Genomic DNA, 14,760 nt, shown 5'->3' with positions numbered 1-14,760 from the left:
AGCCAGGCCGGCGAGCTAGGCCACCGAGATGTCCACGGACGGCCGCAGTTTCGCCGCCGCGGCCAGGGCCTCGTGCATGGGGTGGGTGTCGAAAGCCGCCAACAGGGCTCCGTCCGCCGGGAGTTCGGATGCCGGGTAGGCGATCTGCTCGTAGGCCGCCTGGAAGCGCGGGCCCCAACGGCGGGCGCCCAGACGGGCCGTACGGGAGCAGTTGTCGACCATGTACGCCACGTCCCGTGCGTGCATGTACGGCAGCAGGGAGTCGACCGCCTCGATGACGGATTCGTTGACGATCTCCGACCAGGGGTGACCGCGCTCGGCGAACTCGTCGACCTGGGCGGTCATGGTCGCCACGAACACCCCGGCGGTGAACGGCTCGACGGGCAGGGCCCGTTCGGCCCGGCGCGCCCGGACCTCCGCTCCCGCGGCCCACATCGGGGAACCGCCGATCCCGCTCATCTCCCGTGCCCCGAGCCGCCGTTCGGCAAGAACCACGCTGCGCAGTTCGGTGCCGTCGGCGACCTCGTCGTAGATCTCGGCGACGATCTCGCGGGCGGGACCGTAGGTCGCCGAGTACGCGCGGTCGAAGACCTCCCGTCCGGCCGGGTCCAACTCCTCGCGGACGGCGCGGAGTCCGGCCTGGGAGATGGTGCGGGCGATCGGGCCGGTGACGTTCTCGCAGGAGCGCTCGTACGCGGTCACCGCGTCGTCGCCGGTCAGACGGTGGCGCGTGAAGAGGCTCTCGACGATGCCGTGGACGGCACCGAGGAGGATGGCGCGTTCGCCCACGATGTCGGAGCGGTACTCGCTCTCCAGGGTGGTGCGGAAGGTGTACGGCGAGCCCAGCGCGACCGACCAGCCGAGCGCGCGGTCGGTGGCCTTGCCGTCGGGGTCGGCGTGGACGGCGTAACTGCTGTTGATGCCCGCGCCGTTGATCTCCGCACCCTGCTCGTAGAGCCGCCGCACGGAGTCGCCCATGCCCTTGGGGCAGACGGCGATCACGCCGTGTCCGGGCGGGAACTCCCCACCGGTGGCCCGGAGATGACCGAGCAGGAAGCCGTGCGAGAGACCGATGGTGGCGCCGGGCTTCAGCGCCCCGAAGATCTCCTCGTGGTGGGCGGCGAGGGCCGCGTCCGCGATCAGCAGGATCACCAGGTCGCTGTCGGCGGTGACCGCGAGCCAGTCGCCGAGCCTGCCGTCCTCCTCGGTGAAGCCGTGCGCGCGGGCGTCGGCCGCGGACGCCGAGCCGGGGCGCAGACCGACGCTCACCCGGATGTCCGTACCGGCGAGGGAGTCGCGCAGGTTGCGGGCCTGGGCACGCCCCTGCGGGCCCCAGCCGATGACGCCGATACGGCGGACGCCGGCGAAGGCCTGCGGGAGCAGCGGGAAGAGGTGCCGGCCACCGCGCAGGATGGTCTCCGTGCCGCCGGGCACGTCCATCGTTTCGAGGGTGAAGACGGCGGAGGTGTACGTGGTCGAGGTCATGGTGGAGTTGTAGGCTCCGGGCGAGCGTTGCGGCAAGCGCAACTTGCGCAGCGGTCTGTTGCGTGAGGTGAAAGGGACAGGTCACGGTATGCGGGACGACCATCGGGAGCTACGGCTTTTCCTGCATCTGGCGCAGACGCTGAACTTCGGGCGGACCAGTCTCGACTGTCATGTCAGTCCGGCGACGCTCACGCGGACCGTGCAGCGACTGGAGGCCGGCCTCGGACACCGGCTGTTCGACCGCGGGGCGCGCGGGGTGTCCCTGACCGCGGAGGGGCACCGCTTCCGTGAATACGCCGTCCAGTCACTGGAGTTGTGGCGTGCCTACCGCGAGGAGCATCCGGACCCGGCCGACCTCACGGGAAGGCTGGCCCTGTTCGCGACGGTGACCGCCTGCCAGGCCCTGCTGCCCGACCTGTTGGCGCCGTTCCGGGCCGCGCATCCGCAGGTACGGCTCGATCTGCGCACCGGCGACGCGGCGGCGGCGCTTGCCCGCCTCGACGAGGGTGAGGTGGACGTGGCGGTCGCGGGCATCCCGGCGCGGCTGCCGGAACCGCTGGCGAGTCGCACGGTCGCGGTGACCGAACTGGTCCTGGTCACCGCACGCGACCGTCCCGACCCGGGGCTCGACGGCCCGTTCGTCCTCCCGCACCGGGGCCTGGTCCGCGAGGCCGCCGACCGCTGGTTCCGCACCCGGGGCACAACACCCGACGTGGCCTGCGAACCGGACGGCCACGAGGGCCTGTTGACCCTGGTCGCCCTGGGCTGCGGAACGGGCGTGGTGCCCCGGCTCGTCCTCGACAACAGCGCCGTACGGGAACGGCTGGCGGTGATCACGGCGGACCCACCACCGGAACCGTTCCCGATCGGCCTGTGTGTACGACGGTCGGATCTACGCCGCCCCCTGGTGGCAGCCCTGTGGAGCCTCACGGCGCCGTAGGGCTGCGGCCTGTGCTGCAAGGGGCGCGGGGCTGTACTTGATTTGCGGCTACCGCCGCGCGGGCGCGCCCAGCCACAACGGCGCCGCACCAAACCGACGACGCACACCCCGCTGCTCCCAGCGGAGCGCCTAGTCCAGGTCCACCGGCCCGTCGTTCTTCTTCTCGTCCTTCTTCGCCTGCAACTGGAGCAGGTTCTTGACCTCGTCGCCGGGACGACGACCGTCGGGGTCCGCGCCGCTGAGGTTCCCCCGGACCGAGTCCAGAATCGTCAGCCCCTGCGACACCAGTCCCGCCGCGATCTCGCCCAGGCCGTCCGCGCCGTTGAGGACGTTGACGTTGGCGCCCGCGAGACCCCCCGCCGCTTCCTTCACGATCTGCGGGAGCTGGTCGATCAGCATCCGGTCGAGCGCGACCCGGTCGTAGGAGGCCGCCGCCTCGGCCTGGATCTTCATCCGGTCCGCCTCGGCGATGGCGAGCAGCTTGATCCGCTGGGCCTCGGCCTCGGCCGGCTTGACGATCTCGGCGACCAGCTGCTGCTGGCGCAACTCTGCCTGGCGCTGGGCCAGTTCGGTCTGCGCGGCGAGCACCTCCTGCTGGGCGTGGGCCTGCGCGAGCGGTCCGGCCTGCGCGGCCTGCGCCTGCGCGCGGTCCACCTCGGCCGAGTACTCGGCCTTGACGACCGCGGTCTGCCGCGCGTACTCGGCCTGGTTGCGGGCCGCGACCTGCTCCGCCTCGACGGAGGCCTGGGTGGCCTGCGCCTGCGCGATCTGGGCCTGCCGCTGGATGGCCGCCTTGTGCGGCGCGGACATGGCCTCGATGTAGCCGACCTCGCCGTCGTCGATCGACTGGATCTGCAGCGAGTCCACGATCAGGCCGATCTTCGCCATCTCGACCTTCGACGTGTCCAGCACCTCGGCGGCGAGCTTCTGCCGCTCCGTGACGATCTCCTCGACCGTCATCGAGCCGATGATGGACCGCAGGTGACCGGCGAAGATGCGGCCGGTCAGCACCGACATCTGGTCCTGGTCGGAGAGGAACCGCTGGCCCGCGTTGATGATGCTCTCGGTGTCGTTGCCGACCTTGAACGCGATCACGGCGCGGACGTGCAGCGCGATGCCCTGCCGGGTCACACAGGTCTCGGTGACCTCGGCCTCGCACATCGACAGCGTGAGAAAACGGGTCTTGCGGAAGACCGGCAGCACGAACTTCCCGTGCCCCGTCACCACTCGGAACGGCGCGCCCCCCAGTCCCCGCCTGCCACCCGAGATCAACATCGCCTCATCGGGGGCGGGAACGCGGTAACCGAACATGTCTTGCTCCTCACTCTGCGCCGGCGGGTTCGCCGCCCAGCGCGTCCAATGGATCCGCCCACTCGATGACGTGCACGGCACGACGTCCACGGGACTCGATCACGAGCACCCTGGCCCCCGTGGGCAGGGGATCATCCGACCAGGCCAGGAATGTCTCGGAGCCGCCCCGGACCCGCACGAGGATCTCGCCGGGACCCGCGCTGCCGCGCGTCTCGATGATCACCTCTCCCGTGCATCCGATCACGGCCTCGTCCTGCGGCATCACCGGCCGCCTCCATCCTCTGGCCTTAGGTTTCTGACGATAGACCCACTCGGGTCACGGACCCAACGGGCCCACCACACACCTTTTCCACGTGTCTGCCGGACGGCACCGTCCGCCGTCAGGACAGCGCCGCCAACGGGTCGTCGAGCACCGGCTGCCACGCCAACTCGGCTGCCCCGACCAGGCTGTTGTGGTCCAGGGTGCACGCGAGGATCGGCACGCCCCCGCTCTGTCCCCACAGGCTCCGGCCGGCGACGACCGCGCGCAGCCGGTCCGGGTCGGCGTCGAGGAGCGTGCGGTGCAGTCCGCCGAGGATGATCCGGTCGGGGTTGAGGATGTTCACCAGGCCCGCGAGGCCAAGGCCGAGCCGGTCGATCAGGGTTTCGGCGGCCTTCCGGACGGACGGGTCGTCGTAGTGGCGGCGGATCAGTTCGTTGGACTCCTGAAGCAGGGAGACCTCGGGGCCGGGTTCGCGACCTGCGGCCGTGAGGAAGGCGAGCGGGTCGGCCTCGACGTCGAGGCAGCCGCGGCTGCCGCAGTGGCAGGGGCGGCCCTCGGGGTTGACGGTGAGGTGCCCGACTTCGAGTGCGAGGCCCGAACTCCCTGTGTGCAGACGCCCGTCGAGCACCAGCGCGCCGCCGACACCCCGGTGGCCGGTCGCCACGCACAGCAGGTCGCGGGCGCCGCGTCCCGCGCCGTGCCGGTGCTCGGCGAGCGCGGCGAGGTTGACGTCGTTGCCCGCGAACGCGGGTCCGGCGAGGCCGGCCGCGCGCACGCACTCGGCGAAGATCCGCCGCACGGGCGCGCCCGCGGGCCAGGCCAGGTGGAGCGGGTTCAGCGCCAGTCCTTCGGGCTCGGCCACGGCGGAGGGCACGGCGAGCCCGGCGCCCACGCACCGCCGGCCCGTCTCGCGCAGCAGATCCGCGCCGGCCTCCACCACCGAGCCGAGCACCTTCGCCGGGTCCGCGTCGACGGTCTCGCAGCCGGGTGCGGTCGCGACGATCTGGCCGCCGAGCCCGACCAGCGCGGCGCGGAAGCCGTCGGCGTGCACCTGGGCGGCGAGCACGACGGGGCCGTCCTCGGCCAGCGCGAGCCGGTGCGAGGGGCGTCCCTGTGAACCGGCTGCCGCGCCGGGCCTGGCATCGACCCTGATCAGCCCCAGCGCCTCCAGCTCGGCGGCCACCGCGCCGGCCGTCGCCCGGGTCACCCCCAGTTCGGCGGTGAGTACGGCGCGGGTGGGGGCGCGGCCGGTGTGCACGAGCTCCAGCGCGGGGCCGAGCGCTCCGCGGCCTCGGTCCAGTCTCGCCCTCGAGGTGGTTCCTTCCCCCGCCGGCCGGGGGTCCGCCTTGCCGCTCATGAGGGGGAGTCTCCCATGATCCGTAGGAGTGGAGACGAGGAGTGCAGGTGGTGTTCACAGCGCGGGCCGGTGGGGGCTGGTCGCGCCCACGCGGCGGAGCCGCATATCGATACAGCCCCGCGCCCTAAAACCCGCTGACCCTGAGCGTGACATTCAACCTGCCCTTCAGTCCCAACTCCCCCGGCGCCGTGCCCTCGTACACCCGCGGCACCCCGTGATACGCCAGCCGCGACGCGCCCCCGAACACGAACAGGTCGCCGCTCCTCAACTCGACGTCCGTGTACGGCTTCGTACGGGTCTCGGTGTTGCCGAAGCGGAAGACGCAGGTGTCGCCGAGGCTGAGGGACACCACGGGGGCGTCGGACTGTTCGTCGCTGTCGCGGTGCATTCCCATGCGGGCGTCGCCGTCGTAGAAATTGATCAGTGCGATGTCGTACGACGCGGCCGGCGCCCCCAGTGTGTCGGCGACCGCCCGCCGCCCGAGGTCGTCGAGCCAGGTCGGGAACGGTTTCACGGGGGTGTTGTCGCCGTCGGTCGCCGTGCGGGAGTAGGCGTACGGGTACCAGTGCCAGCCCAGGCACACCTGCCGGGCGGTCATCGTGCCGCCGCCGGGGGTGTGGACCGTGCGCAGTCCGGCCGGGGGCCGGGCCCACTCGCGGCAGGCCGTCAGGAGGTCGCGCTGGCGGGCCGTGTCGAGCCAGTCCGGCACGTGCACGGCGCCGGGAGCGACCTCCGTCCGGGGCCTGGGAAACAGCTCGGCGTCCATGGGCCCATCCTGCCCGACCGGCCGTGAACTGGGACTCGGTTAGCCTTGGCGCACGATGGACGACCATATCGACCGAATGACGACTCCGCAGGGCGAGCACGCCCTGTCCCGCTTCCCCGAGGACCAGCGCGACCGGCTGCGCGCCTGGGACGCCTCCGACGAATACCTTCTGCGGCATCTCGCGGAACAGGACACCCCGTTGTCCGGCACGGTCGTGATCGTGGGCGACCGCTGGGGCGCCCTGGCCACGGCTCTCGCGGAGTACGGTCCGGTGCAGATCACGGACTCGTTCCTCACTCAGGAGGCGACCAGGGCGAACCTCGCCCGCAACGAGGCCGACGCCGATTCCGTACGGCTGCTCACCACCCAGGATCCGCCGCCCGAGCGCGTCGACGTGCTGCTGGTCCGGGTGCCCAAGAGTCTCGCGCTGCTGGAGGACCAGTTGCTGCGGCTGGCGCCCGCGGTGCACGCGGACACGGTCGTCGTCGGCACCGGCATGGTGAAGGAGATCCACACCTCGACGCTGAAGCTGTTCGAGCGGATCCTCGGCCCGACCCGGACCTCGCTGGCCGAGAAGAAGGCCCGGCTGATCCACTGCACGCCCCGGTCGTCGGCGGCCCGCGCCACCAACCCCTGGCCGCACAGCTATGCCCTGCCCGACGGCATCGGTGTCGTCTCGGGCCGGACCGTGGTCAACCACGCGGGTGTGTTCTGCGCGGAACGCCTCGACATCGGCACCCGTTTCCTCCTCCAGAACCTGCCCTCAAGTCCTGGGCTCGGCAAGGTCGTCGACCTCGGGTGCGGCAACGGCGTGGTCGGTACGGCGGTGTCGCTGGCCGATCCGGAGGCCGAAGTCCTGTTCGTGGACGAGTCGTTCCAGGCCGTCGCCTCGGCGGAGGCGACGTACAAGGCGAACGGCGTTCCGGGGCAGGCCGAGTTCAGGGTCGGGGACGGGCTGGTCGGGGTTCCGGCCGACAGCGTGGACCTCGTGCTGAACAATCCCCCGTTCCACTCCCACCAGGCGACGACCGACGCGACGGCCTGGCGGATGTTCTCCGGGGCGCGGCGCGCACTGCGGCCGGGCGGCGAGCTGTGGGTCATCGGCAACCGTCACCTCGCCTACCACGTGAAGCTGAAGCGGCTGTTCGGCAACAGTCAACTGGTGGCCAGCGACGCCAAGTTCGTCGTGCTGAAGGCCGTCAAGCGGTAGCCGGACCCCCTCCGTCGAGCACACCGATGATCCGGGCCACCGCCCCTGCCATCGCCTCCCGCCCCACGCTCAGGTACGTGCGGGAGTCGACCGCCTCAGGGTGTTCGGCGAGGAAGGCGCGGATCGCGCCGGTCATCGCGAGGTTGAGAGCCGTGCCCACGTTGACCTTGGTGATGCCGCCGGCGACGGCCGCGGTCAGTTCGTCGTCGGGGACTCCTGAGGAGCCGTGCAGGACGAGGGGGACGTCCAGGTTCGCGGTGAGCCGCTTGAGGAGGTCGTGGTCGAGGGTGGCCGTGCGGGTGGTCATGGCGTGGGAGCTGCCGATGGCCACGGCGAGTGCGTCCACGCCGGAGTCGGCGACGAAGGCGCGGGCCTGGGCGGGGTCGGTGCGGGCGCCGGGTGCGTGGGCGTCGAGGGGCGGCTCGCCGTTCTTGCCGCCGACCTCTCCCAACTCGGCCTCGATCCACAGCCCTTGAGAGTGCGCCCAGTCGGCGGCGGCGCGGGTCGCGGCGAGGTTCTCGGCGTAGGGCAGGCGGGCCGCGTCGTACATGACGGAGCTGAACCCGGCGCTGTGCGCCTGCCGCAGCAGGTCGTCGCTCTGGACGTGGTCGAGGTGCAACGCGACGGGTACGGCGGCCCGTTCGGCGGCGGCGACGGCCGCGCGGGCGAGCGGGAGGAGGCGGCCGTAGCGGAACCTGACGGCGTTCTCGCTGACTTGGAGGACGACGGGGGCACTGGTGGACTCGGCGCCGGTGATGACGGCCTCGACGTGTTCCAGCGTGATGATGTTGAAGGCGGCGACCGCTGAGCGGGCCTCGGCGGCGCGGGTGACGAGCTCGCCGGTGGTGACGAGGGGCACGGCCTGTCCTTTCCTGGCGTACCGGATACCGGGGCTTCAGGGGGTGAGGATCACCGAGCGGGTGAGGTGGCGCGGGCGGTCGGGGTCGAGGTCGCGGTACGCGGCGACGGCGACCGCGAGACGCTGGGCGCGGACGAGTTCGGCGAGGGGGTCGAGGCCGCCCTCGATCCACAACCCGCCGGTGGCGCCCACCTGTTGGGCGATTCCCTCGGGCGCCTCACCGAGCATCCAGGTGGCGGTGCCGCGGGTGGTGATGCTGATCGGGCCGTGTCGGTACTCCATCGCCGGGTAGGCCTCGGTCCAGGACAGGGAGGCCTCGCGCATCTTCAGCCCGGCCTCGTTGGCGAGCCCGACGGTCCAGCCGCGGCCGAGGAAGGTGAACTGGGTGCAGGCGATGAGCTGTTGGGGCAGTTCGGCGGCTAGCGCGGTACGGGCGTCGGCGACCACGGCGTCGGTGTGCAGGCCCAGGTGGGCGCGGAGCAGGGTGACCGCGGTGGTCGCGAACCGGGTCTGTACGACGGACCGTTCGTCGGCGAAGTCGAGCACGACGACCTCGTCGGCGGCCGTCATGACGGGCGTGTGCGGGTCGGCGGTGATCGCGGTGGTGCGGGTGCGCCCTCTCAACTGCCGCAGGAGTTCCAGCACTTCGGTGGTGGTGCCGGAGCGGGTGAGGGCGAGGACGCGGTCGTACGTCCGCCCGTACGGGAACTCCGAGGCGGCGAAGGCGTCGGTCTCACCCTGGCCTGTTCCCTCGCGCAGGGCGGCGATCGCCTGGGCCATGAAATACGAGGTGCCGCAGCCGACGATCGCGACCCGCTCCCCCGGCGCCGGCAGCGCGTCCCGGTGTCGGGGCGCCTCCGACGCGGCGCGTATCCAGCACTCGGGCTGGCTGTTCAGCTCGTCCTCGACATAGGTCATGCCGTACCCCTCCCCGTTGATGCTTGTTCCTGCAAGATATAGCGAGCTTTCGAGCACAATCAAGCAATTGGACCAAGGGAGCGTGCGCTAGGGTCGCGGAGGATCGAGGAACGGAGAGTGAGTGCGGATGTCGCGCGACGCCCGCTGGAAGACGCTGCTGGACCTGCTCGTCGAGCGCGGCCGGCTCGACGTCGAGGAGGCCGCGGCCGACCTCGCGGTGTCGGCCGCGACGATCCGCCGCGACTTCGACCAACTCGCCGAGCAGCAGATGCTGGTGCGCACCCGGGGCGGCGCCGTCGTGCACGGGGTGTCGTACGAACTGCCGTTGCGCTACAAGACCGCCCGGCACGCCTCCGAGAAGCAGCGCATCGCCAAGGCGGTCGCCGAACTCGTCGCGCCCGGCGAGGCGGTGGGCCTGACCGGCGGCACGACGACCACGGAGGTGGCCCGCGCCCTCGCCGTGCGCAGCGACCTCACCTCCGGGACGCCCGCGCTGACCATCGTGACCAACGCGCTCAACATCGCCAACGAACTTGCCGTACGGCCCCAGTTCAAGATCGTGCTGACCGGCGGGGTAGCGCGCCCGCAGTCGTACGAACTCGTCGGGCCGCTCGCGGACGGGGTGCTCTCGCAGATCACCGTCGACGTGGCGGTGCTCGGTGTGGTCGCCTTCGACGTGACGCACGGCGCGGCGGCCCACGACGAGGCGGAGGCCGCCATCAACCGGCTGCTGTGCGAGCGCGCCGAGCGCGTGATCGTCGCGGCCGACTCCAGCAAGCTCGGCCAGCGGGCGTTCGCCCGGATCTGCTCGGCCCAGGCGGTGAACACCCTGGTGACGGACGCGGGGGTGGGGGCGGACATGGTGCGGCGGTTCGAGGAGGCGGGGGTCGGGGTCGTCGCGGTGTGACGGCAGGGCTGCCTCACCCTCGTAGACGCTTCCGAGTCCGGCGGTCTCTGTCAGTACCCCGTCATAGCGTGTCCGCGTGACCTCACTTTTACAGTCCTATACCTACCTGCACCCGTCGGCCGTGCGCGCGTCCGCGGCCGGGCCCACCCTCGCGCTGGAGACCTCCGGGGGTGCCACGCCGGACGGTGAGGTGGCCCATCCGCGGTTCTTCCACGGGTTCCTGACCGCGCCGACCGCCGCGGCGGCGGCGCTGCTGGCGGTCGCCGACGTGGCGGCCGCCCGGTACTACCGACCGGCCGCGCCGGCCTCGTTGGACCCGGTGGTGACGGCCGACGGCGACCGGCTGCGGATGGAGTCCTTCTCCGGCTGCTGCGGCGTCTACGCCCGCCTCGACGTACTCGCGCCCGGCCTCGACGGCGACGATGTCGGTCACGGCACCACGAACGTCGACATCAACCTCCCGCTCCGGCGGGCGCTCGCCGGACTCGGCGGTCTCGACCCGCTGCAACTGACCGTCGGGCCCGATGAGTTGGAGGTCAGGACCTTCGACGGCCGGTTCGTGGAGAAGCGGGTGCCCCTCCCGGAGCGCTGGTTGCGCGGTTTCGCCGAGGCCCAGGTGCTCGCGGCCGGCTTCACCCTGCGCGCCGAGGTGCCGGCAGCGGAGGCGGCCGCCGTCCTGCGTGCGCTGCCCCGGTCGGGGGCCGGCAGCCGGACGACGCGCTGGCTGACACCCGCGGGCCGCACCCTGCGCCCCGCGAGCAGGCCGGCACCCGGAGCCGTGTCCCTGCCCGGTCCCGACCGATTGCTGACGCTCCGTCAAGTCCTGCGGCACGCGACGACCTTGCGGATCTACGCCCCGGACCTCGCGGAGGGGCAGGCCACGGCCGTCGCGTGGGAGGTCGGGCTGCCGGGCATGCGACTGACGCTGTTGCTCTCGCAGGACGCGGCACGGGGGTTCTCCGGTGAGGGCGGTGTGCTGTACGACCTCGCGGGCGGCCCGGCGGCGGACGACGCGGACCTCGTCTCGGCGCTGCTGGCCTGGGAGCCGAGGATCGACGTGTCCGAGCTGTCCCGGCAGGCCGAGCTGTCTCCCGAGCGGGTCCGGGCCGCGCTGACGGTGCTGGGGACGTCCGGGCAGATCGGCTACGACCTCGCGGAGGAGGCGTACTTCCACCGCCATCTGCCCTTCGACGCGGGCGCCGCTGAGGCACGCAACCCCCGGCTGCGCGGAGCGCGGGCCCTGGTCGCCGACGGGGCGGTCCGGCCCGACGGCGCGCTGACCCGGGTCGGGAAGGGCGACCGGGTCCACCTGGTCCGCGCCGACGACACGGGGCGGCTCAGCTGCACGTGTCTGTGGTGGGCGAAGTACCGGGGCGGACGCGGCCCCTGCAAGCACGTCCTCGCGGCGCGCATGGTCCGGGACGAGACGACGGAGGCCGCACTGTGAGACTGCTGGAACTCGTGGAAGCCGGCGATCTCGCCGCGGTGGTCGGGGAGTTGGGCACGCTGACCCCGGAGCAGCGCGCCGGGTACGCGAAGGACACGGCGGATCTCCGGGAGGCGATACAGGAGACCCGGTTCCAGCGGCCGCAGGAGGAGGTCGCCGCCCGGTATGCCGCGGATCTGGCATGCCAGGTCACTCCCGAGGCCGCGGCCGACTGGGTCGCGCGGCACAGGAACGCGATCCCGTCCGGTGCCTGGACCGTCGACGTCCTGGACCTGTACCCCGTCGCCTGGCGGGCCGAGCTGATCGCACGGCTCGACGGCCCGGAGGCGAAGCTGACCGCCGGCTGGCTCAGGACCGTGGAACATGTCGTACGCACCACGGGCTGTCCGGTCCCGGCATCGGACCCGTTCCTCTTCTACTGGCTGCCCGACCGGGCCGGCGACCACGGGGAGCGGCCCGGTCATCTCCTGGGCGGGGCACCGGGGTCGAGCCTCACGGAGCGGCTGCGCGCCGACGACTTCACTCCCGTGCTCCTGCCCCTGATCGTGGCGCACCCGGGGCGTTTCGTCGCCGGCCGTCCGAACTGGCTGGACATGCTGACCGGCCTCGTCACCGACGGTCTGATCGACCGCGAGGAGCTCGTCCGCAACCTCTTCGCGGACCTGGCCGCCGATCCGCCACACCCGCACTACGGCGCGGGAATCGTGGAGTCACTCGCCCTCGCACCGCCCGAACACGCCCTGGTCGCGGACGAACGGGCCGCGCTCGTCGAGACCCTGCTCGCCCGTCTCCTCCAGGACGGCACCCGCATGGAGACGGCGCCGCCCCTCGCCTTCCTGCGCGCCCTCGCGCCCACACCGGCCGAGAACGCGTCCGTCGTCCGGGACCATGTGGCCCTGCTGGACGGGTCGTTGCCGGTGGCGGGCTACGCCCAGGAGGTCCTGACCGGGGTGGACGAGGCGGGGCTGCTGGAGCCCGGCATCCTCACCGACGTCTGCGAACGGGTCCTGCTACGGCCGGAGAAGAAGATCGTCCGTGCCCAACTGACCTGGCTCGACCGGAAGATCCGGCGGGACCCGACGCGCGCCGCCCGCGTCCTGGCCGACGTGGCGATGACCTTCGACCACCGGGACGCGTCCTTGCAGGAGCGCGCCCTCGACGTGGTCGCCCGGCACCTCAAGGCCGCCGGGGACGCGGTGTTGCCGGACCTGCGGACGGCGGCCGGGCGGCTCGGCCCCGGCATCGCGGAACGCGCCGCCGAACTGCTCGGCGTGTCCCGGGAGTTCGCCGTCGTCGAGCAGGTCGCCGACGTCCTTCCCGTCCTGACCGGCCCCCGACCGGTGCCGGGGCCCGTCGGGACGGCCGTCGAGGTCGCTCAGGAGGTCGCGGCGGTCGTCGCGGACGACTGGGACGTGGTGCCGTTCGAACGCGCCCTGGACGGGCTGGTCCGCCACGCCCACCGCGACCGGAGCGCCCTGTCCGAGGCGCTGGGTCCGGTCGTGCGCAGGAAACCGCGCGAAAGGTACGACTGCACGCAGTCCGACCTCTACGACGTGGCGAGGGCGGTACGGGGCGACGAGCCGAGGGAGAACGCCGTCCATCTGCGCGGGGACAGCCGGTACGCCCGCGTCCCCTCCCTCCCCGGGAGCATGCTCATGGCGCGGCTGACCGAGGCGATGGACGTCATCGAGTCCGGCACGCAGCCGTTCCTGCTGGCCGTGCCGACCCACAGCACCGGCGCGCTGGACGCGGCCGAACTGGTGGAGCGGATCGGGGAGTTGGAGGAACTCGGGGTCGCCCCCGCCCCGGTCGACCTGGCGCAGGCCCTGTTGCGCGTGGCCCCCGTCCCGGACGGTTCGGACACCTCGGTCGTCCCGGACGCCTCGGCCGAGGAGGTGCTGCGCGCGGCCGGGAAGCTGCGTTCGGACGCTGGGCAGCGGCTGGCGCGGTGGCTGCGCGAGGGCGGTCTGCCGCGCCAGAGTTCGACGCGGGAGGGGTGGCAGCAGCGGAAGCCGGTCAGTTCGTGGGAGATGTGGTGTACGCCCCTGCGCTCCGGGGTGGTCGTCGACCCGCCCCTCCCGTCTGCCGCGGCGGCCCTGTTCGGGCCGTATCCGAAGAGGAAGACCTCACTCGGGGAGCCGGCCGCGCCCTTCTGGGTGGCTCAACTGCCGCACCACCGTGAGGAAGTGATGGCCCGTGACTACATGGAGTCCCCGCAGGCCGGACGGGGCAGGACCGGAATCCTGCCGCTCGTGGCGGAGTCCGGGGGCCCCGCCGAATACGCGGTGCACCTCGCGCTGGCGATCGACATGAGACTGGATCCGGACGCGGTGGTGGACGCCCTGCTGGTGCTCGCCGCGCGGGGTCAGCTGGACGGCGGACTGCTCGGGGAGCAGATCGAGGTGCTGATCCGCGCCCAGTGGGTGGAGTCGAACCGCGCGCACGACACACTGCGCAGCGCGGCCGACACGGGCGCCTACGGCACCGTGTGGTCCGTCCTCTCGGCCGCCCTCCCCGGCCTGCTGCGGGACACGCCGGTCCGGGGCGCGGGGGCGTTCCTCTCCCTCGGCGTCATGTGCGCCTCGCACTGCGGCGCCAAGGGCGAGATCCCCGAGGTCGTGGCGGTGGCCGGGCGCACCGGGTCGAGTCAGCTGGTGAAGAACGCCAGGCTGCTGCGCGACGCGTTGCGCTGACGGGGCGCGAGGCGGGTCGGGTCGGGGAGTGCCGGTTCCGAGGAAGGGTGAACCGGCTTTGCCGAAAGGCGAGTTGCGGGACGTCGAGGCCGACGTCCCGCATCCCGCGCCCGGTTGACGGTCCGTCAGCCGAAGGCCTTGACGGCCTGGTAGTACGTCCACGCAGTGCTGTTGCAGGTGGTCGCGGTGGCGCCGCTGTAGCCGGCGCAGACGCGCTTGAGGTCCGCGTAGAAGGCGTTGTCGAGCCGCGACTTGTTGGTGCTGAAGGCGTTCGCGGCCTTGTAGTTGCGGTAGCCGAAGTCGTGGCGGGCGCAGGAGGTGGCGAAGGGGAAGCCGAAGGGGTTGTCGGGCGAGTCGGAGCAGTAGTCGGTGGACCAGTCGAACGCGTAGGCGGACCAGGCGGTCTGGTTGGCGCGGGCCGCGGCCCAGAGGCTGTAGCTCGACGCGCTGGTCTGGGTCCAGGTCGAAAGGACCTGGGGCTTGTCGGCGGGGGCGGCGGTGGCTGCTGTCGCGGTGGCGACTACGGCTGCCAGAGCCAGAGTTGAGGCGGCGAGACCGGTGGCAAGTCTGCGGTGCATCCAACACCTCCATGAGACCGCGATCCG

The 14,760-nt window shown here is 72.3% G+C and carries 13 protein-coding genes; 5 read left to right on the top strand and 8 right to left on the bottom strand.

What is annotated here, in order from left to right; translation table 11 throughout:
* Positions 1-15 precede the first annotated feature (15 nt).
* Positions 16-1,485: a ketol-acid reductoisomerase gene (locus OG714_RS46205; RefSeq protein WP_406130247.1), complete on the bottom strand. Its 1,470-nt coding sequence runs from the start codon at positions 1,483-1,485 to the stop codon at positions 16-18.
* A gap of 88 nt (positions 1,486-1,573) precedes the next feature.
* Between OG714_RS46205 and ilvY the strand changes: the two genes are divergently transcribed.
* Positions 1,574-2,425, top strand: a complete 852-nt coding sequence (ilvY, locus tag OG714_RS46200; RefSeq protein ID WP_406130245.1) for an HTH-type transcriptional activator IlvY — start codon at positions 1,574-1,576, stop codon at positions 2,423-2,425.
* 129 nt (positions 2,426-2,554) lie between these two features.
* Here ilvY and OG714_RS46195 read toward each other — a convergent pair whose 3' ends face one another.
* The 4 genes from OG714_RS46195 to OG714_RS46180 form a co-directional block, all read right to left on the bottom strand.
* Entirely contained in the window at positions 2,555-3,736 is a 1,182-nt protein-coding gene (locus OG714_RS46195; RefSeq protein WP_019058116.1) for a flotillin family protein, read from the bottom strand.
* 10 nt (positions 3,737-3,746) lie between these two features.
* A complete protein-coding gene (locus OG714_RS46190) occupies positions 3,747-3,998 on the bottom strand; it encodes a hypothetical protein (protein WP_384149240.1) in 252 nt (83 codons plus the stop codon).
* Positions 3,999-4,116: 118 nt separating this feature from the next.
* Positions 4,117-5,355 carry an ROK family protein gene (locus tag OG714_RS46185; protein ID WP_406130243.1) on the bottom strand — a complete coding sequence of 413 codons (1,239 nt, stop codon included), beginning with the start codon at positions 5,353-5,355 and terminating at the stop codon, positions 4,117-4,119.
* Positions 5,356-5,479: 124 nt separating this feature from the next.
* Entirely contained in the window at positions 5,480-6,121 is a 642-nt protein-coding gene (locus OG714_RS46180) for an alpha-ketoglutarate-dependent dioxygenase AlkB family protein (protein ID WP_406130241.1), read from the bottom strand.
* Positions 6,122-6,197: 76 nt separating this feature from the next.
* Between OG714_RS46180 and OG714_RS46175 the strand changes: the two genes are divergently transcribed.
* Entirely contained in the window at positions 6,198-7,331 is a 1,134-nt protein-coding gene (locus OG714_RS46175) for a methyltransferase (protein ID WP_406130239.1), read from the top strand.
* On the opposite strand, the gene OG714_RS46170 is transcribed toward OG714_RS46175, so the two are convergent.
* The gene (locus tag OG714_RS46170) at positions 7,321-8,190 is read right to left on the bottom strand and encodes a ketose-bisphosphate aldolase (protein ID WP_406130237.1); all 870 of its coding nucleotides are present in this window, start codon (positions 8,188-8,190) and stop codon (positions 7,321-7,323) included. The two genes, OG714_RS46175 and OG714_RS46170, sit on opposite strands and share 11 nt — an antisense overlap.
* A gap of 36 nt (positions 8,191-8,226) precedes the next feature.
* Positions 8,227-9,108: an SIS domain-containing protein gene (locus OG714_RS46165; RefSeq protein WP_406130235.1), complete on the bottom strand. Its 882-nt coding sequence runs from the start codon at positions 9,106-9,108 to the stop codon at positions 8,227-8,229.
* A gap of 127 nt (positions 9,109-9,235) precedes the next feature.
* Between OG714_RS46165 and OG714_RS46160 the strand changes: the two genes are divergently transcribed.
* The 3 genes from OG714_RS46160 to OG714_RS46150 all read left to right on the top strand — a co-directional run bounded on the left by OG714_RS46160 (position 9,236) and on the right by OG714_RS46150 (position 14,155).
* Positions 9,236-10,015 carry a DeoR/GlpR family DNA-binding transcription regulator gene (locus OG714_RS46160; protein ID WP_406130233.1) on the top strand — a complete coding sequence of 260 codons (780 nt, stop codon included), beginning with the start codon at positions 9,236-9,238 and terminating at the stop codon, positions 10,013-10,015.
* A gap of 76 nt (positions 10,016-10,091) precedes the next feature.
* Entirely contained in the window at positions 10,092-11,462 is a 1,371-nt protein-coding gene (locus tag OG714_RS46155; RefSeq protein WP_406130231.1) for an SWIM zinc finger family protein, read from the top strand.
* On the top strand, positions 11,459-14,155 hold the full coding sequence (locus OG714_RS46150; RefSeq protein ID WP_406130230.1) for a DUF6493 family protein: 2,697 nt from the start codon (positions 11,459-11,461) through the stop codon (positions 14,153-14,155). Before OG714_RS46155 ends, OG714_RS46150 begins: the two co-directional genes overlap by 4 nt.
* Positions 14,156-14,280: 125 nt before the next feature.
* Here OG714_RS46150 and OG714_RS46145 read toward each other — a convergent pair whose 3' ends face one another.
* The gene (locus OG714_RS46145; RefSeq protein ID WP_406130228.1) at positions 14,281-14,733 is read right to left on the bottom strand and encodes a phospholipase; all 453 of its coding nucleotides are present in this window, start codon (positions 14,731-14,733) and stop codon (positions 14,281-14,283) included.
* Between the last annotated feature and the right edge of the window lie 27 nt (positions 14,734-14,760).

It is taken from the genome of Streptomyces sp. NBC_00989 (assembly GCF_045162655.1).
Lineage (GTDB): Bacteria > Actinomycetota > Actinomycetes > Streptomycetales > Streptomycetaceae > Streptomyces.
Note: the sequence above shows the minus strand (reverse complement) of the source record. Positions and strands in the feature narration are given on the sequence as shown.